A 26,109-nucleotide genomic window follows, 5' to 3' on the forward strand; every position below is an offset into this window, starting at 1 on the left:
TCGCGTGGCTCACGCCGTGGGCCACGCATCCGCCAGCATCTTCCTTGTGTCCGCGAGGAGTTGGGGCAGCACCTTGGTGTGGCCGACCACCGGCATGAAGTTGGTGTCGCCGCCCCAGCGCGGGACGATGTGCTGGTGCAGATGGGCGGCGATGCCCGCGCCCGCCACACTCCCCTGGTTCATGCCGATGTTGAAGCCGTGGGCGCCGGACGCGGTGCGCAGGGCCGTCATCGCCTGCTTGGTGAGCGCCGCGAGTTCCACGGTCTCCGCGTCGGTCAGGTCCGTGTAGTCGGCGACATGGCGGTAGGGCACGACCATCAGATGGCCGCCGTTGTACGGGTACAGATTGAGCACCCCGTACACCAGCTCGCCGCGCCTGACGATCAACCCGTCCTCGTCCGATTTGGCCGGAATCGAGCAGAAGGGGCAACCGTCGTCGGCACCGGGGCCGGTCGGCTTGTTCTCACCCTGGATGTAGGCCATCCGGTGCGGGGTCCACAGGCGCTGGAACGCGTCCGGCGTCCCCACTCCGATCTGCTGCTCCGGCTCACTCGTCATGCAAGTCAGCATATGGCTTCGCTCGTTCGCGGCGTGTCGCCGGGGTTGCGGGAGGGCCACCCACCGCCAAGCTGGACCGATGGACGACGACACCCGCAAGGCCCGCTGGGAGCGCAGCACGGAGGTTCCGCTCGCCGTGGCGTCGATGGTCTTCCTCGCCGCGTACGCGGTCCGCATCCTGGCCCACGGCCTGTCCGGCGACTGGAAGGACCTCTGCCTCGCCGTGCTGTTCGGCGCGTGGGCCCTCTTCGCCGTGGACTACGCGGTCCGCTGGCGGCTGAGCGGCGAACGGCTGCGCTTCGTCCGCACGCACTGGCTGGACACCCTGGTACTGATCCTGCCCCTGCTGCGCCCGCTGCGGGTCGTCAAGGCGTACGAGGCCGTGCAACGCCGGCACGGCGAGCCCCGGCTCGCGCTGCACGCGCGCGTGATGGTCTATGCCGGGCTGTCCACCACCCTGCTGGGCTTCGCCGGCGCCCTGTCCGTCTACCAGACCGAGCACACGGCACCGGGCGCGACGATCAAGACCTTCGGCGACGCCGTGTGGTGGACCTGCGCGACCTTCGCGACCGTCGGCTACGGCGACGTCGTGCCCATCACCCCGCTGGGCCGGCTGATCGCGGTCGGCATGATGGCCATCGGCCTGGCCCTGCTCGGCGCCGTCACCGGAACCTTCGCCTCCTGGCTGCTCCAGGTCTTCGCGCGGGAGGACGACGAGAGGCCCCCGGGAATCTGAACTCCCCCGAGGGCCTCACAAAGCCGAACCGGCAGACTCAGACCTGAACCCGGTCCGCCACGATCTGCTCGATCTTCGCGATGGCCGCGTCGAACGCGATGCCGTTCTCCTGCGAGCCGTCGCGGTAGCGGAAGGAGACCGTGCCGGCGTTCATGTCCTCGTCGCCGACGATGACCATGAACGGCACCTTCTGCTTCTGCGCGTTGCGGATCTTCTTCTGCATCCGGTCCGAGGAGGAGTCGACCTCGACACGCAGCCCCTTCTTCTTGGCCGCTACGGCGAACTTCTCCAGGTACTCGACGTGCGAGTCCCCGATCGGAATCCCGACTGCCTGCACCGGCGCGAGCCACGCCGGGAAGGCGCCCGCGTAGTGCTCGAGAAGCACGGCGAAGAACCGCTCGATCGAACCGAACAGCGCCCGGTGGATCATGACCGGCCGCTGCTTGGAGCCGTCGGGACCGGTGTACTCCAGGTCGAACCGCTCGGGCAGGTTGAAGTCCAGCTGGACCGTCGACATCTGCCAGGTCCGCCCGATCGCGTCCTTCGTCTGGACGGAGATCTTCGGCCCGTAGAACGCGGCCCCGCCCGGGTCGGGCACGAGCGGCAGTCCCTGCTTCTCGGCGACCTGGCGCAGCGTCTCCGTGGCCTCTTCCCAGACCTCGTCCGAGCCGACGAACTTCTCCGGGTCCTTGGTCGACAGCTCCAGGTAGAAGTCCGTCAGGCCGTAGTCCCGCAGCAGGTTGAGGACGAACGTGAGCGTCTTGTCGAGCTCGTCGGCCATCTGCTCGCGCGTGCAGTAGATGTGCGCGTCGTCCTGCGTGAAGCCGCGCGCGCGGGTCAGACCGTGCACGACGCCCGACTTCTCGTACCGGTACACGGTCCCGAACTCGAAGAGGCGCAGCGGCAGTTCACGGTAGGACCGGCCGCGCGCGTCGAAGATCAGGTTGTGCATCGGGCAGTTCATGGGCTTGAGGTAGTAGTCCACGCCCTCGTCGAGCTGCATGGGCGGGTACATGCCGTCGGCGTACCAGTCCAGGTGCCCGGACGTCTCGAAGAGCTTCCCCTTCGTCGCGTGCGGGGTGTAGACGAACTCGTAGCCCTCCTCCTCGTGGCGGCGCCGCGAGTAGTCCTCCATGACCCGGCGGACGACACCGCCCTTGGGGTGGAAGACGGCGAGGCCCGAGCCGATCTGGTCCGGGATGGAGAAGAGGTCCAGCTCGTTGCCCAGCTTGCGGTGGTCGCGCTTCTCGGCCTCGACCAGGAAGTCGAGGTGCGCCTTCAGCTCCTCCTTGGAGGGCCAGGCGGTGCCGTAGATGCGCTGGAGCATGGGGTTCTTCTCGCTGCCGCGCCAGTAGGCGGCCGCGTTGCGCATCAGCTTGAACGCCGGGATGTTGCGCGTGGTCGGCAGGTGCGGACCGCGGCAGAGGTCCTTCCAGCACAGGTCGCCGGTCTTGGCGTCGAGGTTGTCGTAGATCGTCAGCTCGCCGCCGCCGACCTCGACGTCCGCGCCGTCGTCGGTGGACGCGGAGCCCTTGATACCGATGAGTTCGAGCTTGTACGGCTCGTCGGCCAGCTCCTCGCGGGCGTCCTCGTCGGTGACGACTCGGCGCGAGAACTTCTGCCCCCGCTTCTGGATCTCCTGCATCTTCTTCTCGATGGCCTTGAGATCCTCGGGCGTGAACGGCCGCTCGACGTCGAAGTCGTAGTAGAAGCCGTCCTTGACCGGCGGGCCGATGCCGAGCTTGGCCTCGGGGAAGAGCTCCTGCACGGCCTGGGCCATGACGTGCGCGGTGGAGTGGCGCAGGATGTTGAGGCCGTCGGCGGAGGAGATCTCGACGCCCTCGACCTCGTCCCCCTCGGAGACGACGTAGGCCAGGTCCTTGAGCTCTCCGGCCACGCGCGCGGCGATGATCGAGCGCTCGCCGGCGAAGAGCTCGGCGGCCGTCGTGCCCGTCGTCACCGTGCGCTCTTCCCGCTCGGAATCGCGTTGGATGATCACGCGGACGTCTGACACCGGTCTCTCCTGACTGCGGGGTGGATGCGGCGCCATACCGTGAGCGCGCGCATTGGGGGATCGTACCGACCCTACGGGGCCCACCGCGAAACGGTTGCCGCACTCCCCTTCCCCGCAGCGCTCCCCTCCCTCAGCCCTCCTCCCCGCTGCACGCCTCCTCGAAGAAGTCGAGGTTCTCCTGGAGGGACTTCATCAGCCGGTCCCGCTCCGCCTCGTCCACCTGCACGGGTACGACCCCGGAGGCGCCGGTCAGCCGGCGGAAGCCGCCCCGGCTCTCCAGCCGCCCGTGCACCCGCACCGGGAGCCCGACGAGATGGGCGTGACCGGCTATCCGGTACGACTCCTCGTCCAGCGTCATCCGGACGTGCCCGACCTCGGCGCCCGCCAGGACCTGCATCCGTACGGTGCCCTCGCCGCGCGGCCCCGAGCGGCGCATCCGCACCACCGAGCCGGTAATGCGCACGCCCACGGAGGGTTCCTCGCGCAGATAGCGGGCGCCGGCCGCGCGCAGCACGGGCAGGTCGCCCGGCGAGAACTCGACGGCCTCGGCGGGGGCGGCACAGCCCTCGGGAACACCTGCGCCCGGCGCCCACTCGACGGCGATCCGGGCACCCTCGGTACCGCGCACCAGCGCGACGACGGACTCGGTCAACTCGCGGCTTACGCCCGCCTCGACGGCTCCGTCGAAGGCGTCCATGCCGCCGGTGGCCCGCTCGTAGTCGATGGCCTCGCGGGTGGCGTACAGGGCCTGGTGGAGGCGTACGGCGAGGGCGCGGCCGGTGTCGACGGGGACGAACGCGGTGAGCTGCCGGCCGCCGGGGGCGGAGCCGACGAGGACGTGGTCCAGGGACGCGGCGGCGGGGCGGCGGTGGCGGGCGCCGTAGTAGCCGGCACGCGCGCGGGTGGCGAGGGCGGCGGCGAGCAGCATCTGGCGGGCGGCGGCGCGGAGTTGTTCCTCGACGGTCCAGGGCGCGGTGCCGGCCGGTCCGGTCGGGATGTCCCGCCACCAGCGGATCTCGTCGCTCGGTACGGCGAGGCCGACCAGGACCTCGCGGGCGGAGGGGGTGTTGCTGCGGGCGAGCGCGATGAGCGCCTCACCGAGGAGGTCGTCGCTGTCGGGGAAGGCCCGGCTCTCGGGGACCAGCAGGCTGGTGGCCGAGCCGCCGGGCCCTGGTGGGGTCCAGCGGCCGTAGCGTCCGGGGGCGCCGCCGCGCCGCTGCCAGCCGTGCCGGCGCAGCAGGGCGCCGAGGACGGCGGGGTCGACCCGGTCGGGCTCGGGCGGGCGCTCCCAGGAGGTGGTGTCCACGGGATGCGGCCGTACCTGCCTCAGGTGTTCCTCGACCGGGCGGTCCCTCATGGCCTGCCTCCCGTCCCGACCCGCGTCATGATCTCGCACAGCGCCCGGTCGTCGAAGATGCGCGCGGTGGGTATCCGCACGGTGGTCCGGGTCCGGCCGGTGATCGCGTGACCGGCGAGGTTGACCCAGTAGCAGCAGTGCCGCAGGTCGAGCCGGTCGTGGCTGGCGCGCAGCCAGTCGTCCTGGGAACGCGGGACGAGCATCACGACCAGGATCTTGTGCACGGAGACCGGCGTGCGGGCGAGCTTGCGCAGGTGGTCGTTGTCGAGTGTGAAGGAGAAGGAGCGGCCTGGCGGGTTCGGCGGGATCTGGTAGGTGCACTTGAGCTGCACCTTGATGGTGACCTCGTCGTCCACCGTGTGTCCGGGCGAGCCGTGGCTGACGTGCCAGTCGATGCCGTTGTCCGGAAAGGGCTGCGACAGCGAGCAGCCGGCCGCGGCGGCCACGGCGTGCAGATAGCCCACCTGCAGGGTTTCCATGCAGGCGGTGGTGGCGAGCGATCCGCGATGGGGTGCCGTCCGTTCGGGCAGCAGCCCGCCCCGCTCGGGCTGCGCTATCACCATGACCAAATCGCCTTCCACGCCAAGTGTTTCCCCGTACCGGGCCGCTGAACTGCAAAGACCCGTACTCCTGTTGTGTCCTTCCGGCGTACGGCGCAAACAGCACGGGTATCACCAAACTGGCAGAAGACGGTGCGTCACCTGCCGTGGGTGAACGAGGAGTTGTGTACGTATGACGTGCTGGTACGAGGGCCCGTTGGCCGCGTTCGACACGGAGACCACGGGCGTGGATGTCGAGACCGACCGCATAGTGTCGGCCGCCGTCGTCGTCCAGGACGCCCCCGGTACCCGTCCCCGGGTCTCCCGGTGGCTGGTGAACCCGGGGGTGCCGGTGCCCGCCGGGGCGACGGCGATCCATGGACTGACGGACGAGCATCTTCAGCGCAACGGCCGCTGGCCCGCGCCGGTGATGCACGAGATAGCCGACGAGCTGGCCGAACAGGCTGCCATGGGACGCCCGTTGGTGGTGATGAACGCGCCGTTCGACCTGACCCTGCTGGACCGCGAGCTGCGCCGCCACCGCGCGTCCTCGCTGGACCACTGGTTCGAGTCGGCGGCGCTGCGGGTGCTGGATCCGCGGGTCCTCGACAAGCACCTGGACCGCTACCGCAAGGGCCGCCGCACCCTCACCGACCTGTGCGCGCACTACGGCGTCACGCTGGACGGCGCGCACGACGCGGGCGCGGACGCGCTGGCCTCCCTGGAAGTCGTACGGGCCCTGGGCCGCCGCTTCGCGACCCGGCTGGAGCGCCTGACCCCCGCCGAACTCCACACGCTGCAGTCGACGTGGCACGCGGCACAGGCGCGAGGACTCCAGGCGTGGTTCACGCGCAGCGGCACACCGGAGGTGGTGAGCACGGACTGGCCACTCCGGCCGGGCCTGGCCGAAGCGGCCTGACGGTGTGGGGGCGCGCCCCCGCACCTCGCCAAGGGCCGCCGCCGGAGCTGGAACCCCCTGAGCTGGAGGCCGCGTTCGAGCCTCAGGGCCGCCGCCCGTGCGGCGTATCGGTCCGCGCTCTCCCCGCCCGACGGGCAGTTCGTCGGGGTAGCCGGCCGGGTCGGCCAAGTAGGGCCGGAGCGCCTCGACTTGGAGCCGGCGCGTGGTGCCGCCAGGGGTACGTCTGGCCAGCTCCCGGACCGCCCTGAAGGACGAGACAGCGGTGCACTCCCCCGAACGTGCATCCGGCGTCCCCCACCTTGAGAGGGGCGAGTGTGCTGAAAAGGCTGCCGGCAGACGGGAGTTCTACGTCATGCTCCCTGGCCGTCCGCGTGGCGCGCGGGCGACAATCGCCCGCATGATCGAGTCGTCCGGTGGTTCGTCCACCTTCCGTGACCTGTCCGCCTTCGTCAGCTGTCCCCGCGTCAACTCCCTTGCCCTGTCTGTTGACGGCACACGTCTCGTCGCCGCCGTGCAGTCGTCGTCCGGGGACGGGACGCGGTTCGTGTCCGGTCTGTGGGAGATCGATCCGGCCGGGGAGCGCGACGCGCTGCGGCTGACCCGGTCCGACAAGGGTGAGTCGGGGCCGGTGTTCGGTCCGGACGGGACGCTGTACTTCCTGTCCGCACGCGCCGCCTCGGACGGCGACGAGGACGAGGGCGCCGCGCTGTGGGCGCTGCCGCCGCGCGGGGAGGCCGTCGTTGTGGCCCGGCACGCGGGCGGGATCGCCGCGGTCACCGTCGCCCGGGACTCCGGCGCGCTGTGCCACACCGCGGGGCTGCTGCCGGGGGCCGCGGACGCCGAGGAGCACGGCAAGCTGCGCGCAGCGCGAAAGGACGCGCAGGTCACCGCGATCCTGTACGAGGCCGGGCCGACCCGCGCCTGGGACCACGACCTCGGCCCGGCGGAGCCGTACACCTTCGTCCGTGCCGACGTTGACGCGGAGCCGGTTGTGGTCGGCGGGCAGGGGATCGGTCTGGAGAGTCCGGGGGACGCGGCGTTGTCGCCGGACGGCACACGGGTCGCGTACAGCCGGTTCGTGCCCGGACGGGTCCCGGACGAGCATCGCACCGCCGTGGTGACGGCCGACGCGGTGAGCGGTACGGAGATCCGCGTCGTCGGCGATCTGGAGCACCTCTACGAGGCACCGCGGTTCACCCACGACGGCTCGGCCCTCGTGTGCCTCCGGATGCGCTACCCGACGTACGACGCCCCCTGGGACGCCACCCTCGTCCGGATCGACCTGGCCGACGGCACGGTGCAGGACCTGCTGCCGGGATTCGACAACTGGCCCGGAGACGTGGCCTGTTCACCGGTGGACGACACACTCTTCTTTACCTCCGACGAGCAGGGGCACGCGCCCGTCTTCCGGCGCGACCCGGACGGTGGCGTCACACGTCTGACCGCTTCGGGTGCGTACGGCTCGCTGGCCGTGGCCCCCGACGGGCGGACGCTCTACGCCCTGCGCCACGCGGTCGACGCGCCGCCGACGCCCGTCCGGATCGATGCCGGCATCGTCGACCAGACCCCGGACGAGCTGCCCGCCCCGGGCGGCATCGGTGAACTCCCGGGCAGGCTCACCGAGGTGCACGCGGAGGCGGACGACGGGTTCGTGCTGCGCGGCTGGCTCGTAGTGCCTGAGGGCGCGTCCGCCGAGCGGCCCGCTCCCCTGCTCGTCGCCGTTCACGGCGGACCGCAGTCCAGCTGGAACGGCTGGACCTGGCGGTGGAACCCGTGGCCGTTCGCCGCGCGCGGCTATGCGGTGCTGCTGCCGGATCCGGCCCTGTCGACCGGCTACGGGCAGACGAACCACCGGCGCGGCTGGGGGCAGTGGGGCGGGCGCCCCTACACGGATGTGATCGCGCTGACCGACGCGACCGAGGCCCGCACCGACATCGACGCCTCACGGACGGCGCTCGCCGGCGGCTCGTACGGCGGATACATGGCGAACCGGGTCGCCACCAGCACCAACCGGTTCAAGGCGATCATCAGCCATGCGGGTCTGTGGGACCTGCGGATGTTCCAGGGCGACACCGATGTGCCCTGGTACTTCCAGCGGATCTTCGGCGACCCGCTGAGCCGCCCCGAGCGGTACGAGGCCGACTCGCCGCACCTGGACGTCGCGAAGATCCGCACCCCGATGCTGGTCATCCACGGCGCGAAGGACTACCGCGTGCCCGTCGGACAGGGCGCCACGCTCTTCCAGGAACTGCAGCGGCACGAAGTCCCCGCGAAGTACCTCTACTTCCCCGACGAGAACCACTGGATCCTCAAGCCACAGCACACGCGCCTGTGGTACGAGACGTTCCTCAACTTCCTCGACCACCACGTCCTCGGCACCGAATGGCAGCGGCCCGGCCTGCTGTGACCCGGCCGAGCCCGGCAGCAACGTCCTCTGCGAGTTCTCCTACGGGGCGCCGGAAGTCGGCTGCTTCTTGGTCGCCAGCAATTGCAGCTCCTTGAACTGCCGCTTGTCGGAGGGCTTCGGCTCGCACAGCACTCGGGCGGTCTCGCGCATGCCGACATCGCGCAGCAGCCCCGCCAGGCGGTCGGGCGACCAGCGATAGGCCGTCATCACCGAGTGGTCGAAGGACTGTGTGGGAATCGCGGAGTCGTCGGTGGCGTAGCAGCTGATCAGGAGGTGGCCGCCAGGGGCCAGGACCCGGGCGAACTCCGCGAGCACGGCCGGGAGGTCCTGCGGTGGGATGTGGATGATCGAGGATCGTGAGAGCACCCCGCCCAGCGCGCCGTCCGCGATGTCGAGTGCTGCCATCGAGCCCACCTCGAAGCGAAACTCCGGGTTGGCCTCCTGTGCCAGCCCGATCATCGCGGGCGACGCGTCCACCCCGAACGCACACAGTCCCAACCGCCCCAGATGAGCGGTGACATGCCCGGGTCCGCAGCCCAGATCCGCGACCACGTCCTGACCACCGGCGCGCACCGACTCGGCGAAGGCGGCCAGCAGCGCACGCTCAAGCGGCCGATCGCGCAGAGTGTCGGCGAAGTGCTGTGCATAACGCGTCGCGACGGCGTCGTAGGCGTCGCGGGTGGCGGGGAGGGAGTCCAGTTCGACCATCCCGGGAACGTAGCGGGTGCCACTGACACGGGCAGCGCCCGGAGCGGGGCAACCCGCGTCCTGGTCGGGCAGGTTCGGTCCGGTGCCGTGGCAGGGGGATCAAGACACGGTGCCCGGCAGGCGGCGCCGGGCCCACCGAACACCACCAGCACGAACCTCAAGACGCGCAGCGGACACGAAGACGTGCCCGGACACGAAAAAACCGGCCCGCTGCTGCGGACCGGCCTTTCCCGGTGGGCGATACTGGGTTCGAACCAGTGACCTCTTCGGTGTGAACGAAGCGCTCTCCCACTGAGCTAATCGCCCGGGAACGGACTGAACAATACAGGCCCCCGCCGGTTTCCTTCAAACCGCTTCCAGGTGTGCGAGCAGCCCGCGCCGTCCGGACCGCATCATCAGCGCGTGATTGAGCCGGAACACCGGCCGCCCGGGTACCGCGAAACACCTGAGCAGCGGCCGGTTCAGGTCGACCTCCTGGTCGTAGCGGGCGAGCGTGCCGGAGCCGTCGGCCGTGAGCGTCCAGCGCGCCCAGCCCTCCAGGTCGCCGGTCATGGCGATCTCCAGCACTCCGGCGGCCGGATCGCGCCGCACTTCGCGCGCGGTGAAGGTCAGGGCGTACGGCAGGCTCGCGCGTATGCGGATGACGCCGGTGGTGTCGTCGAGCCGGTTGACTTCACGCACCTGCGGCCACCAGAGCGGATACTCCTCCGCCCGCTCCAGGACCGGGTAGACGACGGCGGCCGGCACGGGCAGCTCCCACCGGGCGCGGAAGCGGTAGTGGGTCCAGTCCATGGCGGGAGTCTGCCCACTGAAAGGCCCGTCTCCCGGCAATCGGGGGCCTTTGAGTACGCGTACTCATGCCGTACGGCGTGACGGGCGCCACACTCCGAGTCATGACGCACATTCCGCCCCCGGCCGTGGAGTTGCGGCTCCTCGATGCCGAGCTGCGCCAACTGGACGCCCGCCGTGCGCAGTTGCTGCACCGTCGGGCCTGGCTGCTGACCGTGCTTCAGCCGACCTGGTCCGCGCCCGCGCCACCGCCACTGCCGGCCGTGCCGCCCCGCCGCGAGGCCACCGCACCCGGTGTGCAGAACCTGCTGCTCGTGCTCGGCGGCATCCTGCTCGCCCTCGCCGCGACGGCGTTCACGCTGGTCAGCTGGGGGAGCATGGGGATCGCGGGCCGGGCGCTGGTGCTCGGCGCGGTGACCCTGGCGGCGCTCGGCGCGCCCGTGGCGCTGCTGCGGCGGGGCCTGCGTTCCACGGCCGAGTCGATCGCGGGCATCGGTCTGGTCCTGACGGTGCTGGACACCTACGCGCTGCACGAGGTCGCGTTCCCGGGCGGGGACGGCGCCGCGTTCGCGGCTGCCGCGTCGGCGGTGCTCGCGGTGGTGTGGGCGGCGTACGGCATCGGGACGGCGGAGCTCCCCCGCCCGGCCGTCACCCGCGCCGACCCGACCACCGCACCCGCCTCACCGACCCTTCTCCTCCCCCTCCCCGCCGCGCTCGCGGTCGCCCAACTCCCCCTGATTCTCTGGGCGATCGCGGCCGGCGGGGGCCTTCGTACGATCACGGCGGCGGTGCTGCTGACCGCCGTGACCGACATGGTTGTCGCGCTCCGGGCCACTCCGAAGGCCGTTCGTGCCGTCGCCGCCGGCGGTGCGTTCGGCATGGGTGGCTGGGGCGTACTGGCGACCGGTCTCATCTCCCTGGATGCGGCCGGTCCGGGCGCCGCCGCCCGTGCGGCGGCGCTCTTCGCCCTCGCGGCGGCGGGCGCGTTCGGCGCCGCGTGGCTCGCTTCGGGCCGTGGCCTCCGGACGAGTACGGCAGCGGCGGGCGGCCTGTTCGTGGTCGCCGCGCTCGGCGGAATGCTGCGCGCGGCCCTGCCCGCCGACTGGACGGTTCCCGGGTATCTGGCGTGCGGAATCGCCCTGTTGGCACTGGTACGGGGCCGACTCCCCCAGCACGTACGCGACGGCCTCGGCCGGGCCTGCGGTGTCGTGCAGGCGAGCGCGGTGCTGTGGACGCTGCCCGCCGTCGGCGTCACGCTGCTCGGCCCGGCCGCGTGGCTGTCCCGTGCGTGGTCCGGCGCGCCCGGCGACGCGCGTGAAGCGGCGGCGACGGACACCTACTGGCCGGCGCACGCGACCACAACCCCCCTGGTTCTGCTGACAGTTGCCGCGGTGCTGGCCTTCTCGGTCCGCGCCGCCCAGTGGCGCCCCCAGGCACTGACCGCCGCCCTCGCCCTGACCTGGGCGGCTGCACTCACCCTCCCGACCGCGCTGCAACTGCCGTACAACGTCGGTCTGTTGGTGCACGGGGGCGCGGTCATGGCCCTGCTCGCGCTCAGGGACCGCGTGGCGACCACGCTCGCCCTGGTCACCTCTCTCAGCCTCGCCTGCCTCGCCCTGGCCGCCGAGCCTGCCACCCTCGCCGTCCTCGCGTCGCTGACCGCCGTGTTCGCGGCGGCCGCCTGGCGCGGACGCCTCGCACCGGGATCCGCCGCCGCCTCCCTCGGCTACGCCACGGCCCTGGCCTGCGCGGTGGGCGCCTCCCTCGACTGGCAGCCACAGCACATGGCACTGCTGGTGCTCCTCGTTCCGGCGACCGCAGCACTGCTCGCGGCACGCGTCGCCGACCCGGCCACCACGAAGGCCATCGAGATCACCGGGGCTGCGTCAGCTCTCATCGCGATCGATCTCGCGACTGCCGAACTGCCCCTGCTGGCACTGGTATTGGCCCTGTGTGGGGTGATCGTGGCGGGTACGGCGATACGGCCCGAGCGCAGAGGCCTCGGCTATGCGGCCGCCGCTCTCTTCGTCCTCGCCGGCTGGGTGCGGCTGGGCACCTGGAACGTCACCGACCCCGAGGCGTACACGCTGCCGGTGACCGCCCCCGCGCTGTTCGTCGGCGCGCTGCGCAGGCGCCGCGACCCGAGCGCCACGTCCTGGACGGCCTACGGCCCCGGGCTCACCGTCACGCTCGCACCGAGCCTCCTCGCGGCCTGGACGGACCCGCACTGGACGCGCCCGCTGCTGCTGGGCACGGCCGCGCTGGCCGTCACCCTGCTGGGAGCCCGGCACCGTCTGCAGGCACCCCTCGTCCTCGGCGGCACCACCCTCGCGCTGGACGCGCTGCACGAACTCGCCCCGTACCTCGCCCAGGTCGTCGGCGCCCTCCCCCGCTGGGCACCTCCCGCCCTCGCCGGACTGCTGCTGCTCGCCATCGGCGCGACCTACGAGCAGCGGATCCGGGACGCCCGGCGGGTGCGGGAGGTCCTGGGGAGAATGAACTAGCCCTGCGCTACGGCATCTTGTCGCCGAGCAGCGCCAGGTTCTCGATGGCGGCGAGGCCGTACAGCGCGGTGTCGTTGGAGGACACCCACGCGGCCTCGCTGCCCGGGACGAGGGTGACCGGGCCGTTCAGCGCCTCCGTCTTCCAGGGCGAGGTCTCCATATAGCCGTCCGAGCTGTAGAACTTCGTCCAGGCCCGCTTGGCGAGCGTCGCGTCGTCGAGTTGTACGGCGGCGTAGGCGTCGAGGCGTGAATGGCCCTGGAAGAGCAGCAGGGTGCCGAAGTTGGAGCCGTAGCGTGCCGCCTGTTCGGTCTTGGAGGCGTTGAAGTAGCGGCAGTAATCCATGTACACCTCCTTGAACTTGGGCATGTCGACGAGGTAGATCAGCTCCGCGCACAGCTCGTTGAGGCCGAAGACCGCCGAGAGGTGCGAGACGGAGACCACGGGCGCGGACGCGACGGCGAACTTGCCCGTGTCGAGGTCGTACAGCCCGCTGCCCTGCACAAATCCGTTGGGCTGGGCGGCGATTGTCTCCATCGTGGACAGGACGCGCGCTTTCGCCTTCTCCCACTTGGGGCCCTTGCGCTCCCACTCCGTCAGCCACGCCGACACCAACCCGCTCCAGTCCGTGCCGAATCCGATCGACAGGGCGTGCCGGTCGGGCGTGTACGGCTCGGTGCGGATCTTGCGGATCGGGTCGAGAACGAGGAACGTCTCGTCGGAGTCGACGTTGGCCGCCATGAGGTCGCCGACGCGTTCGTCCGCGGTGAGGAAGTAGTAGTAGCGCCGGTAGGTGGTGTTGGCGATGCGCTGCTGCTTGGCGCTGTCGGCGTAGTGCTGGACGCCGTGCCGGGTGCCCAGGCCGGCCCACTGGCCGAGGTGGTAGACGTCGACCTCGCCGGTGTGCCGGGTGAGCGCCTCGGCGAAGCGGAAGATGTCCGAGCGGCCCGAGCGGATGTACGCGAACCAGAGCCAGATGTCCGGCGACAGCTCGGAGTTGTCCCAGGCGTAGCCGCCGACGTCGTACCGCCACTGGTGGCGCACGGAGTCGTACGAGTGCATGAAGTCGCCGTAGTCCCAGAAGCCGTACCAACGGCGTTGCGCCACCTGGTCCTTGTAGTAGGTGAAGAGGAAGTCGAGGTGGTCCTCGATCTTCGCCTTGGCGGCGGTGGAGCGGTCGGGCTCGGAGTAGAGGCCGGGGCCGAAGACCTTGGACTTGATCAACTGCGCGGGCGGGGCCGCGAGTTGGGGCAACACCCGTACCGCTTCGACCTGTTGGGCGAGCGCCTCCGGTGCCGGTGTCGACTCGTTGGCCCAGAAGAGGAGTTCGGAGGTGCGGGCGATGCCGTACGGGGTGCCGAACTCGGGTTCGTAGTCCTCGTAGGTGATTTCGAGACCTTGGAGCTGTTCGGCATACGTGTCCTGGCCCATGCCGTCGTGGTAGAAGCGCAGGTCCATGGGCTGGGCCTCGGGGGACCAGAGCCAGAGGGTGACCTCGGCCTCGTCGGTGTGGGCGTCGCGGATGTCGAGCTGGGCGGGGAACTTCTCCCAGAAGTCCCGCAGTCCGAAGGAGAATCCGCCGCTCGCCCCGCCGACGTACCCGAATCCGGAGGCGTGTCCGCCACCGCCGGCCGCGATCCAGCCGTGGCCCTTGGTGGTGCGCTTGCGCAGGGTGAAGCCGTCGGCGGAGAGCTGGGAGAGGGTGTAGTCGCCCCACTTGGGGATGTACTGGAGGCGGGTCGTGACCCGCTGGTCCCAGGTGGAGGGATCGGCCAGCTTCTGGCCCGCGTACTGGGCGGCCTGGACGCTCGCGCCCGGGTCCCGGCGCAGACCCGTGATGCCCTGAACCGCCTCGCGCAGCAGGCCGGTTCCTTCGCCGCCGATGCGGATGTGGCGGTCGTAGGCCTGGTCCCGCATCGGCACGGTGAAGCGGACGCCGAGCCCGCGGATGAAGTCGCCGCTCGCCCTGCCCGGCTCCACGGTCCCGTCGAAGGTGATCGTGTGCACCATGCGGAAGGAGTCGGCGCCCGCGTAGAAGTAGAGGCGGATCGAGAACGGCAGCCAACTCCGGCCGCTCTTGCGGTGTTTGCCGTCGATGCGGACCACCGCCCTTACCGGGCCGTCCTGTTCGACGATGACCTCGCCGATCACGCCGTCGAAGCGCTCGGTCCTCACCGAGCCCTGGTCCTCGTCCTCGATCTCCGGCTGGCGGATGAGGACGAGCCGGCCGTTCCTGGCGATCTCCGTGCCGCCCCGGGTGACCGACTTGATGAGGGTGGAGCCGTTCTTGCCGATCTTCGCGGTGATGACCCCGGTCGACACGTCGATGGTGCCGCCGCTCTTGTCGACGGTGACCTTCTTGTCGGGGGCGGCCGTGTCCCCGGCGGCGAGCGTGAGCTTCCCGAACCCCGAACTCACCGCGTGCGCGGTCCACTTGAGCGATCCGTCGGGCCAGTAGGCGATGGGCCAGGACTGCACCGGAACGGCCGTGCCCTCGGCATCCGTGAGCGCGAAGGTCTGACCCTCCTGGTACGCGCCCATCGGCCACGGCACACCGACGGTCGAACCGGGCGCGGCACCGAGACCGCCCTCCTCCAGCCAGTCGAGGGTCACCGGATCGTCGTCGGCCGCCGCGGCTCTGGGCGCGGCCTGGGCGTCTTTCGCCCCTAGCGCCCAGCTGAACTGCGCGGCGGCGCCGGCGGCAGCGGCGGCCTTGAGGAGGGACCTGCGAGGGATGGGAGACATGGCCTTTCCTTTCCGTGCGGGAAGCTTTCTTCCAGTCCGTCTGGTCAGGGGCATGACAGAGAGAGATGCGACAGCGGCCGGTCCGCTGCCGTAGAAGCGCCCGTCAGCGGTGCCGGTACCGCTCCTCCACCGCGACGGCCGCCGCGGCGACGGCCCCCAGCACGGGGACCGCCAAGGGCGCGATGAGCAGGGCGGAACAGCCGACGAGGACCAGTCCGCCGACGAGCAGGAAGGAACCGGCCGGGTCGAGCACGGTGCGGCGACCGGCCGCGGCGAGCAGGGCCCGCCAGGTGTCCCCCGGCGCCCAGACCGCCGCCGCACGCATCCCGGCGACGACGATCCCGAGCAGCGCGAACACCCCGACGGCACCGACCAGCGGCCCCCCGGGCAACCCAGCCCGTACGGCCTGGACGTCCACCCACACGGCGGCCGCCGCACCCCACCCCGCGAGACCGACGACCCACCCGCCGCGCACCGCCGTCCGGAAGTCCGCGACGAACTCCCGCCAGCCACCGCCTACATGACCGGTACGGCGCCTCAAGTGCCGTGCCCCGGCGGCGAACGCGGCGGGGTAGGTGACAACTCCCGCCGAGGCGACGGCGATCCACACTCCGGTGAGCAGACATTCGGCGAACACCGCGAACCGCTCGGCGAAGACCGATTCCTTCCGTGCCTTCACACGTGCTCCGGCCACCGCCTCAGCCCTTCAGTCCGGAGGTCGCCATACCGTCGATCAGGTATCGCTGGAAGGCGAGGAAGAACAGCAGCACCGGCAGCAGCGCGACCAGCGACATGGCGATCATGCCGCCGTAGTTGGCCGCCACTCCGTCGGAGTCGCGGAACATCATCAGGCCCAACGAGACCGTGTACTTGCCCGGTTCGTTGAGGTAGATCAGCGGCCCCATGAAGTCGTTCCAGGCGTTGATGAAGGTGAAGATCGCGCTGGTGATGAGCGCGGGCCGGCACAGCGGCAGCACGATCGACCAGTAGATCCGCAGGTGCCCGCAGCCGTCGAGCCGCGCCGCCTCGTCCAGTTCCTTCGGCAGGTTCCGCATGAACTGCACCATCAGGAAGACGAAGAACGCCTCGGTCGCCAGGTACTTGCCGATGAGCAACGGGACGTAGGTGTTGACCAGGTGGAGCTTCTGGAACATCACGTACTGCGGGATCAGCAGTACGTGGTACGGCAGCAGGAGCGTGCCGATCATCAGGGAGAAGAGCAGATTGCGGCCGGCGAACCGGATGCGGGCGAAGGCGTAGGCCGTGAGGGAACAGGAGACGAGGATGCCGACGACCGAACCGAGGGCGTAGAAGAGGGAGTTCTCGAAGAAGGTCCAGATCTTGATGTCGGCTATGCCGTCGGCGAGGCCCTTGAAGTTGGACAGGATCGGGTGGCCCGGGAACAGCTGGAGGCTGTTGATGATGTCCTTGCTCGGCTTGAACGAGGCGCCGACGACCCAGAGCACCGGATAGAGGATCACCGCGAGGATCAGCAGCGCGCCGAGGTGCCAGACCAGGGAACCGGTGTGCCGGCGGCCGAGGGCGGGTGGCTTCGTGGTGGTGGCGCTCATCGAGCGTCCTCCTCGTAGTGCACCCACTTCTTCTGGGACCAGAAGAGGACGGCCGTCACCAGGGCCACGGCGAGCAGCAGCATCCAGGCCATCGCGGCGGCGAAGCCCATCTGGGCGTCCTTGAAGCCCTTCTGGTAGAGGTAACAGGTGTAGACGAGCGTGGCGTCGGCGGGACCGCAGTACGTGTTGGAGACGACGTAGGCCGAGCCGAAGATCTGGAACGAGTGGATGGTCTCCAGCAGCACGTTGAAGAACAGCACCGGGGAAATCATCGGCAGCGTGATGCTCCAGAAACGGCGGAACGGTCCGGCGCCGTCCATCTCGGCGGCCTCGTACAGCTCCTGGGGCACCTGTTTGAGCCCGGCCAGGAAGATGACCATGGGCGCCCCGAACTGCCAGACGGTCAGCGCCACCAGACAGTAGAGGACCCAGTCGGCGTTGCCGACCCAGCCGCCGACATGGAAGCCGAGGAAGGACTGCGTACGGTCCACCACGGCGCCGTCGGAGAAGAGCGACCGCCAGACGAAGCCGATCGAGACGCTCGCGCCGATCAGCGAGGGGGCGTAGAAGGCGGCCCGGTAGAAGGCCTGGCCGCGGCGGCTCTGGGCCAGCAGCAGGGCGACGCCGAGGGCTAGCAGCAGCTTCAGCGGGGTGCCGATGATCACGTACTTCGCCGTCACCTCGACCGACTTCCGCCAGCGCGGGTCGTCGAACATCGCGGTGAAGTTGTCGAAGCCGACCCACTTCGGGCTGTTGAAGAGGTTGTAGTCGGTGAACGCGAAGTAGAGCGAGGCGGCCATGGGGCCCGCGGTCAGCAGCAGGAAGCCCGCGATCCAGGGGGACATGAAGAGATAGCCGGCGAGGTTCTCCCGGCCGCCCCGCCGCCCCTTGGTGACGGGGGCGGCGGGGCGTGCCTTCCGGGTGGCGGGCACGGAGTCCTTGACGAGCGTCACGGCGGTTCCCATCAGGCTTGGAAGGCGGCCTCGGACTCGGTGAAGAACTGTTTCACCGCGTCCGTGACCTTGGTCTTCCCCTGGCCGAGGTCACCGCCGATGCGCAGGAAGGAGGCCTCGACGGTGTCGGCGCCGGAGGGGTGCGGGGTGATCGTGCCGAGGACGCCGGACTTGGCGGTGGTGTCCTCGTACTGCGCGATCTCCTTGCTCACCGCGTCGGTGGGCTTGAACGCCGCGTACTGCTCGGTGCTCGCCAGGATGCCGCGGTCGTAGCCCATGATCTGGCCGACCGCCGGGTCGTGGACCATGAAGTCGATGAACTGCGCGGCTTCCTTGGGGTGCGAGGTGTGGGCGGAGGCGCTCAGCATCAGCGAGGCGAGGTACTGGCCGGTGTGCTTGCCGTCCATGGTCGGGATCGGGGCGAGGCCGTAGGTGCTGCTGCCCTCCGCCGAGTAGCGGACCGTGAAGTTGTCCCAGGTGAACTCCGAGGCTCCGTGCCCGGCGGAGAGCGACGACTTGGGCTGGTCCTGGGCGACGATCTTCGGGTCGGTGACGATTCCGGCCTTCACCCGGCCGTAGCCGTCCGTCCACCACTCCGTCAGATCGGACTTGTCGAAACCGAGCCCGTCCTTGGTGAAGAACGCCTTGCCGTTCTGGCGGAGGTAGAGGTCGTACAGGTACATGATGGCGAAGTAGCCCGTGTCGCCGGGGACTTTGGTCTTGTCGTGGATCGTCTTGAGGGCCTTGAAGTAGTCGTCCCAGGTCCAGCCCGTGGCCGGATCGACGCCCGCCCTCTCGAACACCTTTTTGTCGATGACCAGCGCCATGGTGTTGGAGCCGACCGGAACACCGAGCTGCTTTCCGTCGACCTCACCCACCTTGGTGACACCCGCACGGAAGTGATCCAGGCTCAGATTGCCTGCTTTTACCTGTGAGTTGAGGTCGAGAAGAATGCCCCTCCTGTCGTACTTCCGAAGAAATCCGACGGCGTTCTGGAATACGTCCGGCGGATTTCCGCCCGCGGCCTGCGTCTGGAACTTCTCCCAGAACGACTGATACGTCTGAAAGTCCGTCTTCACCTTGATCTTCGGATACTTCTTCTCGAAGAGCGCGATGGACTGATTGATCTTTTTCGCCCGCTCCTCGGCACCCCACCACGAGTAACGGATCGTCACCGTCCCGTCCGCGGACGTGCCGCCGTCGCCGCCGCAAGCCGTCGCGGCCAGCCCCAGCGTGACCGCCGAGACTCCGGCGGCCTTCAAGACCGTACGCCTCTCCACATTCGTGCCGGTTCCCATGACGGGCCCTCCCCGTAGCGTCGTTGCACCTGCATGAATCGTTTCAAGTAAGCGCTTGCTGGCACAAGTTACGGAGGCCCTCGGGGTGCGTCAATGATTCGGACAGGAATTTCTTGTGGACCGGCTGAGCGCCACGACGGCGCCACCGGGCGCGCGGCCGGAGCGGCGGGGCGGACACCGCAGGTGAGGCGACCGCGGTCGGCCCGCCGAACAGAAAGCGGCCTGCCGCATCCCATCCACCGGCGGCCGAAAAAGGCCTGGGCGACAGGGAGTTGATCTCTCGTCGCCGACGGGCGAACGACGACGGCCCGCCTGCGTGATCACAGGCGGGCCGTCGGTCCGGGTGGGCGATACTGGGTTCGAACCAGTGACCTCTTCGGTGTGAACGAAGCGCTCTCCCACTGAGCTAATCGCCCGGACGCACGGAGAACATTACCCCATGTCAGCAGGTGCCTCCGACCAGCTCGGGAAGGCGCCCGGGCGCCGCCGACGGGTCACTGGTCCTTGATCTTCCAGGGCATCACGACACCGAACTTCCAGACGTAGACGCCCACCAGGGCGACCACGATCACCAGGCCGATCGAGGTCAGGACGATGTTGCGGCGGCGCACGGCGGGGTCGAGCGCGCGCTGCGCAGCCTCGGTGACCTTGCGCTTCGTCCAGCGGAGCACGAGCTGGGCCCAGACGAACTCGGTCGCCCAGATCGCCATACCGCCGAAGATCACCACCCAGCCGGGTCCCGGCAGCGGCAGCATGACGATGCCGGCGGCCACGACCGCGAGGCCGACGACGAACACGCCGACCTGCCAGCTCACGTGCAGCGCACGGCGTGCCTTGATGAATTCCGGCGCCTTGGAACCGAGCCCCCGCTCGTCCCGCGCCCCGTCCGCCTTTGTCCCGTCCGGCGTCTGGTCGGCCGCTTCGTCCGACGCCACGACAACCTCACCCGGCCCGTCACTCCCCGTATTCATACGGACAAACCCTACCCGAGGGAAACCAGTCACCGGAATGGCCGCACCGAGCGATCGAGCTCTCGGCCGGAAGAGTTACGTAAAGGCACGCAAAACACTCAGAGGGGTTTACAACGGCACCGTAGGTGGCATGTCGATTTCGCCGACGTGCGAATCCCCGAGCGCACACTGAGCGAAAGGCCCTGGCGCTTATGAACACCACGGTCAGCTGCGAGCTGCACCTGCGCCTCGTTGTGTCGAGCGAGTCATCCCTGCCTGTCCCCGCAGGCCTGAGGTACGACACGGCCGACCCCTACGCCGTGCACGCCACCTTCCACACCGGAGCCGAGGAGACCGTCGAGTGGGTGTTCGCCCGCGACCTTCTCGCGGAGGGCCTCCACCGGCCCACCGGTACCGGCGACGTCCGTGTCTGGCCATCCCGTAGTCACGGTCAGGGCGTCGTCTGCATCGCACTGAGCTCTCCCGAGGGCGAAGCCCTGCTGGAGGCTCCCGCACGGGCCCTGGAGTCCTTCCTGAAGCGGACGGACGCCGCCGTGCCACCCGGCACGGAGCACCGGCACTTCGACCTGGATCAGGAGCTGTCGCACATCCTGGCGGAGAGCTAACGCAAGGCCCCGACCCGAACCACCCGCGCCGTCCGAACTCGGGGAGACGGCTCGGGCATGGACAACCGCATAGGGCACGCACCGGCGCCGTCGCCGCGATTCGTCGCGGGGGCGGCGCCGGTGCGTGCGGCGCGGCGCCCGCTCCCGGCGACTCTCCGTAGTCCGGGGAACCGCGAGTCCGGGGAACCGCGCGGGGCACGAAGGCGTTCATAGGGCAGGGGCCACCCTCCGGGAAGCCACTACCATCGGCCAGCATCGGCGGGCGCCCGCCCGACCCCCAGGCCAGGGAGCTAAACGTGCTGATCACCCACGACACCCGGTGTGCCCTCGACACCGTGGTGGATCTGGTGAACACCGCACCGGAGGACGCCGCGGCGCCGGACGGACTGTCGGACGTCGCGCTGCTCGCGGATTTCGTACGAAACCACGAGATCAGCGATGTCGGCGTGCTCTCGGAGTTCGACCTCTCCGCCGTGCGCAAGATCCGCGGCCGGTTCACCGCGGTCTTCTCCGCGCCGGACCCCCGGACCGCCGCCGGACTGATCAACGACCTGGTCGCCGCCGCGGGCACCACCCCCCGCCTCACGGACCACGACGGCTACGACTGGCACGTGCACTATTTCGCGCCCGGCGCCTCGGTCGCCGACCATCTCGCCGCCGACTGCGGGATGGCACTCGCGTTCTTCGTGGTGGCCGGCGAGCAGGAGCGGCTGCGCCGCTGCGAGGCCCCCGACTGCAGGCGCGCCTTCGTCGACCTCTCCCGGAACCGCTCGCGCCGGTACTGCGACAGCCGGACCTGCGGAAACCGGCTGCATGTCGCCGCGTACCGGGCCCGGCGCAAGGAAGCCGCGGACACGGCCTAGATGAGGTCGTGGCCCCCGGCGGGTGACGTCGGGGACCACGAGTACGGCTCACAGCATCAGCAGGTCGTGCAGCGAGGCCATGAGCAGCAGACACCCGATCACCGCAAGGAAGATCATCAGCGGTGGCTGGGAAAGGGCGAAAAGGCACCCGCGCGGCTCGTCCTTCGGCGGCGCGGCGTCGCTCTGTGTCGTGTCCAGCATCTCGCCGCGATGATGACGCAGCGAAGACCCCCCACGCGATCAACACGCCCGATAGGAGAGGGAGTTCGCCGAATTCCGTGATGTCCGTTTCGGGTCGCGTCGTGTCCTGAACACTTACCGGCGGACCCGGCTCGCTCTGTGTCGTTTCAGTCGCTGTGCGGCTGTCATATGCCGTGCTTCTTCAGGATGGCCTCGATGTCGCTGAAGTCGTCCCCGCTCTGGGCGCGGGGCGCGGCGGCGGGCCGGGTCGCCGGGCGCGTGGCAGGACCGAGGGAGGGCGCGGAGGCGGCCGGCGCCACCGCGTCGGGCCGGGCGGATTCCCGGGCCGCCCTGCGCTCCTTGCGGGTGCCGCCACGGCGGCGCTCGACGGCGCGGGTGCCGGTGAAGAGCAGCCAGGCACCGCCCAGTACGACGAAGCCCGCCCAGGCCGTGGGACTGAACGCGGTGTCGGCGGCCCAGCCGACGACCCCGGTCATCACCAGGCCGACGGGCACCAGCGAATAGGCGGCGATACGGGCGGCGGAGAGAAAACGCTTGCGGTACGCGGTGACCGCCGCGATGCCCAGGCCTGCCGCGGAGGCGGCGGAACAGACGGTCTCGGCAATCATCCGGTCCTCCAGGCAGTTCCGTCGGGCACTCTCGGTCGGACGAGGTCGGCCGGTCCGCTCGGACACGCCGGCCCGGCAGGTCGCACTTCGTCCCTTCCATCCTGCACCGTCCGGTCCCCGGGATGCCATGCCTCGGTAGGACATCAGGGACATCTCCGGGTCGCATCCTCCCCAGGTGCCGGTCGGCGTCGTACGGCCCGCGTCACTCGGACCCCGTGGTCCCGGTTGGGGCGGTGGATCCGGGGCTGGGAGACTGGTGCCATGAGTGACCTCCCCTCCGCGCGCACCCCCGTCCTCGACGTCTGGTGCGAGCTCCAGTGCACGGACTGCCGCACCGCGCTGGACGATCTGCGCGCCCTACGGGCCCGCTACGGCGACCGGCTGGAGCTGCGGCTGCGGCACTTCCCCATGGAGAAGCACAAGCACTCCTTCGCCGCCGCGCAGGCCGCCGAGGAGGCCGTGGAGCAGGGGCGGGGCTGGGACTACGTCGAGGCCGTGCTCGGCCGGGTCGAGGCGCTGGACCGTGGGGGCGAACCCTTCCTGGTCGAGGTGGCCGGCGAACTCGGCCTGGACGCCGAGGAGTTCGACACCGCCCTGATCGACGGTCGGCACATCCTGATCGTCGACGCCGACCAGGCCGAGGGCAAGGCCATCGGCGTGACCGGCACCCCGACGTACGTCATCGACGGCGAACGCCTCGACGGCAGCAAGAGCCAGGAAGGGCTGCGCGCCCGCATCGAGGAGATCGCCGACCGGCTGCTCGCCGGGGCCGAGTGAGCAACGGCGAGGCCTCAGAGCAGGCTCTTGTAGAGGTGGTAGACGACCGTCTCGTAGCCGAGTGACTCGTAGAGCCGCTCGGCCGGGGTGTTGCCCTGGAAGACGTTCAACCGGATGGCCGGTAGTCCGGCCGCGATGCCCTGCGCCTCGGCCAGGAGCATCAGGGAACGGCCGTGCCCCTTGCCCCGGTGACGGGCGTCGGACTCGACCTTGTAGACGAATTCCTTGCCGTCATGGAGGCCCGTCCAGAGCGTGCCCACCGCGATCCCTTCGTGTTCCAGGACACTGAAGGTCATGTCGGGGGTGGCGAGTCCGTCGGGCAGCAGTTCGGCGTTGCTCTCCAGAGCCCTGGTCCGGGCCTCGGCCTCGGGCACTCCGCGCTCGGTCCAACTCCGTACGAAGGACTCGGTGTCGAGTTCCTTCCAGAGGTCGTACTCCTCCTGGGTCATGGGCCGTCCCCGGCTCCCGGCAGGCAGTTCGGGCGCGGTGTCGCCGAGCGGCTTCTCCATGTGGCGGTTGCGGACGACGTACCCGAGGGCGGTCGCCACCTTGAGCGCCGCCTCCGCCTCCGCGGGAACGGATGCCTCGATCCGATCGCAGCCCCACCCCCGCACCACCTCCTCGGCGGCGAGCGCGGCCACCGTGCCACGGCCGCGCCGGCGGTCCGGTTCCTCGATGCCCAGGTCCAGGATCTGGGCCACCGAGTCGCCGAAGAACGGACTCGTGCCGAGGCGTATCACGCCGACGGGACGGCTGTTCACACACACCTGGTAACGGCGTGAACGCGTCCCGTCGGCCTCGCGCTGAAGCGGCTCGGTCGGCCGCAGGGTCGTGGTCATCATCTGTGTTCTACCCGACCCGGAGCCCCAGGTCAGCCCAGTAAACCGGGCATTTACGGATCAAGGTCGTCGGCCGACCGCTCGTCGAAGACGCGCATCGCCTTGGCGGTCACCGGCCCTGCCATGCCCGGGAGTTGGCGGTCGTCGAGCAGGTGGACGGCCTGAACGTCGCGCAGCGAGGACGTCAGGAAGACCTCGTCGGCGCTCTCCAGGACGTCGAGCGGCAGGTCGGTCTCCCTGGCTCCGGTCCATTCGACGGTCAGGGCGCGGGTGATGCCGGCGAGGCAGCCGGAGGTGACCGGCGGGGTGTGGATCTCGCCGTCCAGGACGACGAAGACGTTCGACCCTGTGCCTTCGCAGAGTTGGCCGACCGTGTTGGCGAACAGGGCCTCGGAGGCGCCGTGTCGGTGGGCGCGGGCGAGGGCGACGACGTTCTCGGCGTAGGACGTGGTCTTGAGGCCGGCGAGGGCGCCGCGCTCGTTGCGGGTCCAGGGGACGGTGACCACGGCCGTGGAGTCGGGGCGGCGCTTCGCCTCGCCGAGGGCGACCACGAGGGTCGGTCCGTGCTCGCCCCGGTCCGATCCGAGGGGGCCGTGGCCGCCCGTGTACGTGATGCGCAGCCTGCCGAACGGCATCGGGTTGGCGGCGAGGACGGCCGCGCAACCGCGGCGGACCTCGTCCAGGTCGGGGTCCGGGAGGCCGAGGCCGCGCGCGGAGCGGGTCAGCCGGTCGAGATGGCGGGTCAGCGCGAACGTCTTCCCGTCCGTCGCCTTCACCGTCTCGAAAATGCCGTCGCCCACGGTCAGTCCGTGGTCGAAGACGGAGACGCGGGCGGACTCGATGTCCTGCAGCCCGCCGTCGAGCCAGATCTTCATGAAAGAGCCCCTCCGCTCACCTCGTACGCGCCCGACGCTACCGCGAGCAGCCGTGACGCCTTCAGCTCGGTCTCCCGCCACTCCCCCTCGGGGTCCGAGCCCCAGGTGATGCCGGCGCCGGTGCCGAAGCGGAGCATGCCGTCGGCGCGGTCGATCCAGAAGGTGCGGATGCCGACGGCCAGTTCGCCGGTGCCCCGGTCGGCGTCGACCCAGCCGATGCCCCCGCAGTAGGGGCCGCGGGGCGCGGTCTCCAGGGCGTCGATGATGCGCAGGGCACTGGACTTGGGGGCGCCGGTGACACTCCCGGGCGGGAAGGCGGCGGCCAGCAGCTCCGGCCAGCCCGCGTCCGTGGGCAGCTCGCCCCGGACCGTCGACACGAGATGGACGAGACCGGGGTGCTTCTCGACGACACACAGGTCCGGCACGGTCACGGTCCCCGTGGCGCAGACGCGCCCGAGGTCGTTGCGGACCAGGTCCACGATCATCACGTTCTCGGCGTAGTCCTTCTGCAGCAGGTCCGCCTCCGTCCGTCCGGTGCCCTTGATCGGCCCGGACTCGACGGCCGGCCCGGTGCGGCGCAGGAAGAGTTCGGGTGACGCCGTGGATATCTCGACACCGTGACCGGGCAGCCGGATCGTTCCTGCGTACGGCGCCGGGTTGCCGCGTGCGAGCAGGGCGGTGAGGGCGTCGACGTCCGCGTCGGGGGCCACCGGGGCGGAGAGTACCCGGCACAGGTTGGCCTGGTAGACCTCGCCGGCCGCGATGTGCTCCCGGATGCGGCGGACGCCGGCGGTGTAGGCGGCGCGGTCGAGGGAGCTGGCCCAGGCGTCGGTCGTGGGGCCGTGCCAGGCTCCGGGGACGGGTGCCGGGACCGGTTCGGGTCGTACGTCGTGGAAGCGCGCGCAGGTCAGACGGCCCTCGAAGTCGGCCGCGACCGCCCAGAAGCCGGTGGAGTCCAGGGCCGCGGGATCGCTGGTGACATCGAGGAGACCGGTGGCGACACGGCCGCCGAAACGGGCGAGAGGGACGAGGTGGGACACGCCGTCGAGTCTATGGCGGGTGTCTCACAGGTTGCCCGGCCGTGTCGCCGTGGCTGCCCTGACCGTGAGTTCCCGTAGTCGCAGGCCAGCACGCTGCACAAACGCGTTTTTGTGCTGGCCCCGGAATCCGCTAGAGTTCAACTCGTCGCCGCGACGCGCAAGCCGAGCGGAAACGACAAGCGGACGTAGCTCAGTTGGTAGAGCGCAACCTTGCCAAGGTTGAGGTCGCCAGTT

The 26,109-nt window shown here is 70.2% G+C and carries 24 protein-coding genes and 2 tRNA genes; 7 read left to right on the top strand and 19 right to left on the bottom strand.

The genetic code is table 11. The annotated features are described in order from the left end of the window. Positions 1 to 9 precede the first annotated feature (9 nt). Positions 10 to 570: an HIT family protein gene (locus ACWDEW_RS35675; RefSeq protein ID WP_019066352.1), complete on the bottom strand. Its 561-nt coding sequence runs from the start codon at positions 568 to 570 to the stop codon at positions 10 to 12. Positions 571 to 637: 67 nt separating this feature from the next. On the opposite strand from ACWDEW_RS35675, the gene ACWDEW_RS35680 reads away from it, so the two are divergent. Then, positions 638 to 1,294 (top strand): ion channel, encoded by a 657-nt coding sequence (locus ACWDEW_RS35680; RefSeq protein WP_450518514.1) that lies wholly within the window; start codon positions 638 to 640, stop codon positions 1,292 to 1,294. A 37-nt stretch (positions 1,295 to 1,331) separates the two neighbouring features. Here the strand turns inward: ACWDEW_RS35680 and thrS are convergent, their stop codons facing one another. From thrS to ACWDEW_RS35695, 3 genes are all read right to left on the bottom strand, one after another. Then, on the bottom strand, positions 1,332 to 3,308 hold the full coding sequence (gene thrS, locus ACWDEW_RS35685) for a threonine--tRNA ligase (protein ID WP_450518515.1): 1,977 nt from the start codon (positions 3,306 to 3,308) through the stop codon (positions 1,332 to 1,334). A 130-nt stretch (positions 3,309 to 3,438) separates the two neighbouring features. After that, on the bottom strand, positions 3,439 to 4,665 hold the full coding sequence (locus ACWDEW_RS35690; protein ID WP_450518517.1) for a hypothetical protein: 1,227 nt from the start codon (positions 4,663 to 4,665) through the stop codon (positions 3,439 to 3,441). Continuing rightward, complete coding sequence (locus ACWDEW_RS35695) at positions 4,662 to 5,228, bottom strand: DUF4365 domain-containing protein (protein WP_093624554.1); 567 nt, start codon at positions 5,226 to 5,228, stop codon at positions 4,662 to 4,664. The genes ACWDEW_RS35690 and ACWDEW_RS35695 overlap by 4 nt, the downstream gene beginning before the upstream one ends. Before the next feature lie 169 nt (positions 5,229 to 5,397). Here ACWDEW_RS35695 and ACWDEW_RS35700 point away from each other — a divergent pair, with 169 nt between their 5' ends. Both ACWDEW_RS35700 and ACWDEW_RS35705 read left to right on the top strand, forming a co-directional pair. Then, entirely contained in the window at positions 5,398 to 6,123 is a 726-nt protein-coding gene (locus ACWDEW_RS35700) for a 3'-5' exonuclease (RefSeq protein ID WP_359608468.1), read from the top strand. 397 nt (positions 6,124 to 6,520) lie between these two features. Further along, positions 6,521 to 8,530 carry a S9 family peptidase gene (locus tag ACWDEW_RS35705; protein WP_450518520.1) on the top strand — a complete coding sequence of 670 codons (2,010 nt, stop codon included), beginning with the start codon at positions 6,521 to 6,523 and terminating at the stop codon, positions 8,528 to 8,530. A gap of 39 nt (positions 8,531 to 8,569) precedes the next feature. Here the strand turns inward: ACWDEW_RS35705 and ACWDEW_RS35710 are convergent, their stop codons facing one another. The 3 genes from ACWDEW_RS35710 to ACWDEW_RS35720 form a co-directional block, all read right to left on the bottom strand. Beyond that, a complete protein-coding gene (locus tag ACWDEW_RS35710; RefSeq protein WP_450518522.1) occupies positions 8,570 to 9,238 on the bottom strand; it encodes a class I SAM-dependent DNA methyltransferase in 669 nt (222 codons plus the stop codon). A 234-nt stretch (positions 9,239 to 9,472) separates the two neighbouring features. After that, a tRNA-Val gene (locus ACWDEW_RS35715) sits at positions 9,473 to 9,544 on the bottom strand. 39 nt (positions 9,545 to 9,583) lie between these two features. Beyond that, positions 9,584 to 10,030 (bottom strand): SRPBCC family protein, encoded by a 447-nt coding sequence (locus tag ACWDEW_RS35720; RefSeq protein WP_450518523.1) that lies wholly within the window; start codon positions 10,028 to 10,030, stop codon positions 9,584 to 9,586. Between the two features lie 65 nt (positions 10,031 to 10,095). On the opposite strand from ACWDEW_RS35720, the gene ACWDEW_RS35725 reads away from it, so the two are divergent. Continuing rightward, positions 10,096 to 12,531, top strand: coding sequence for an SCO7613 C-terminal domain-containing membrane protein (locus tag ACWDEW_RS35725; protein ID WP_450518525.1), 2,436 nt, complete (start codon positions 10,096 to 10,098; stop codon positions 12,529 to 12,531). 7 nt (positions 12,532 to 12,538) lie between these two features. Here the strand turns inward: ACWDEW_RS35725 and ACWDEW_RS35730 are convergent, their stop codons facing one another. From ACWDEW_RS35730 to ACWDEW_RS35760, 7 genes are all read right to left on the bottom strand, one after another. Beyond that, positions 12,539 to 15,274 (bottom strand): exo-rhamnogalacturonan lyase family protein, encoded by a 2,736-nt coding sequence (locus ACWDEW_RS35730; protein WP_450518527.1) that lies wholly within the window; start codon positions 15,272 to 15,274, stop codon positions 12,539 to 12,541. Between the two features lie 103 nt (positions 15,275 to 15,377). Next, on the bottom strand, positions 15,378 to 15,968 hold the full coding sequence (locus ACWDEW_RS35735) for a hypothetical protein (RefSeq protein ID WP_450518528.1): 591 nt from the start codon (positions 15,966 to 15,968) through the stop codon (positions 15,378 to 15,380). Positions 15,969 to 15,972: 4 nt separating this feature from the next. After that, entirely contained in the window at positions 15,973 to 16,845 is an 873-nt protein-coding gene (locus tag ACWDEW_RS35740; RefSeq protein ID WP_450518530.1) for a carbohydrate ABC transporter permease, read from the bottom strand. Further along, positions 16,842 to 17,810, bottom strand: a complete 969-nt coding sequence (locus ACWDEW_RS35745; protein WP_450518532.1) for a carbohydrate ABC transporter permease — start codon at positions 17,808 to 17,810, stop codon at positions 16,842 to 16,844. The genes ACWDEW_RS35740 and ACWDEW_RS35745 overlap by 4 nt, the downstream gene beginning before the upstream one ends. Further along, a complete protein-coding gene (locus tag ACWDEW_RS35750) occupies positions 17,810 to 19,096 on the bottom strand; it encodes an ABC transporter substrate-binding protein (protein ID WP_450518534.1) in 1,287 nt (428 codons plus the stop codon). The genes ACWDEW_RS35745 and ACWDEW_RS35750 overlap by 1 nt, the downstream gene beginning before the upstream one ends. Positions 19,097 to 19,440: 344 nt before the next feature. Then, positions 19,441 to 19,512 (bottom strand) — tRNA-Val (locus tag ACWDEW_RS35755). Positions 19,513 to 19,590: 78 nt separating this feature from the next. Beyond that, entirely contained in the window at positions 19,591 to 20,067 is a 477-nt protein-coding gene (locus ACWDEW_RS35760) for a TIGR02611 family protein (RefSeq protein ID WP_450518536.1), read from the bottom strand. Between the two features lie 191 nt (positions 20,068 to 20,258). On the opposite strand from ACWDEW_RS35760, the gene ACWDEW_RS35765 reads away from it, so the two are divergent. Together ACWDEW_RS35765 and ACWDEW_RS35770 are read left to right on the top strand one after the other, a co-directional pair. Continuing rightward, positions 20,259 to 20,672: an SsgA family sporulation/cell division regulator gene (locus ACWDEW_RS35765; RefSeq protein WP_004002642.1), complete on the top strand. Its 414-nt coding sequence runs from the start codon at positions 20,259 to 20,261 to the stop codon at positions 20,670 to 20,672. Between the two features lie 296 nt (positions 20,673 to 20,968). Then, entirely contained in the window at positions 20,969 to 21,535 is a 567-nt protein-coding gene (locus ACWDEW_RS35770) for a CGNR zinc finger domain-containing protein (RefSeq protein ID WP_450518538.1), read from the top strand. A gap of 48 nt (positions 21,536 to 21,583) precedes the next feature. Here the strand turns inward: ACWDEW_RS35770 and ACWDEW_RS35775 are convergent, their stop codons facing one another. Next, positions 21,584 to 21,736 carry a hypothetical protein gene (locus tag ACWDEW_RS35775; protein ID WP_019059824.1) on the bottom strand — a complete coding sequence of 51 codons (153 nt, stop codon included), beginning with the start codon at positions 21,734 to 21,736 and terminating at the stop codon, positions 21,584 to 21,586. Between the two features lie 164 nt (positions 21,737 to 21,900). Further along, positions 21,901 to 22,344 carry a hypothetical protein gene (locus tag ACWDEW_RS35780; protein ID WP_450518540.1) on the bottom strand — a complete coding sequence of 148 codons (444 nt, stop codon included), beginning with the start codon at positions 22,342 to 22,344 and terminating at the stop codon, positions 21,901 to 21,903. 261 nt (positions 22,345 to 22,605) lie between these two features. On the opposite strand from ACWDEW_RS35780, the gene ACWDEW_RS35785 reads away from it, so the two are divergent. Then, entirely contained in the window at positions 22,606 to 23,121 is a 516-nt protein-coding gene (locus tag ACWDEW_RS35785) for a DsbA family protein (protein WP_450518542.1), read from the top strand. A 14-nt stretch (positions 23,122 to 23,135) separates the two neighbouring features. On the opposite strand, the gene ACWDEW_RS35790 is transcribed toward ACWDEW_RS35785, so the two are convergent. From ACWDEW_RS35790 to ACWDEW_RS35800, 3 genes are read right to left on the bottom strand one after another with little or no spacing between them, the layout of a single operon-like run. Further along, a complete protein-coding gene (locus ACWDEW_RS35790) occupies positions 23,136 to 23,960 on the bottom strand; it encodes a GNAT family N-acetyltransferase (RefSeq protein ID WP_450518551.1) in 825 nt (274 codons plus the stop codon). A gap of 53 nt (positions 23,961 to 24,013) precedes the next feature. After that, positions 24,014 to 24,835: an aminotransferase class IV gene (locus ACWDEW_RS35795; protein ID WP_450518544.1), complete on the bottom strand. Its 822-nt coding sequence runs from the start codon at positions 24,833 to 24,835 to the stop codon at positions 24,014 to 24,016. After that, positions 24,832 to 25,875, bottom strand: a complete 1,044-nt coding sequence (locus ACWDEW_RS35800) for a chorismate-binding protein (RefSeq protein WP_450518546.1) — start codon at positions 25,873 to 25,875, stop codon at positions 24,832 to 24,834. The genes ACWDEW_RS35795 and ACWDEW_RS35800 overlap by 4 nt, the downstream gene beginning before the upstream one ends. Positions 25,876 to 26,109 lie beyond the last annotated feature (234 nt).

This window comes from Streptomyces sp. NPDC001100 (genome assembly GCF_053598575.1).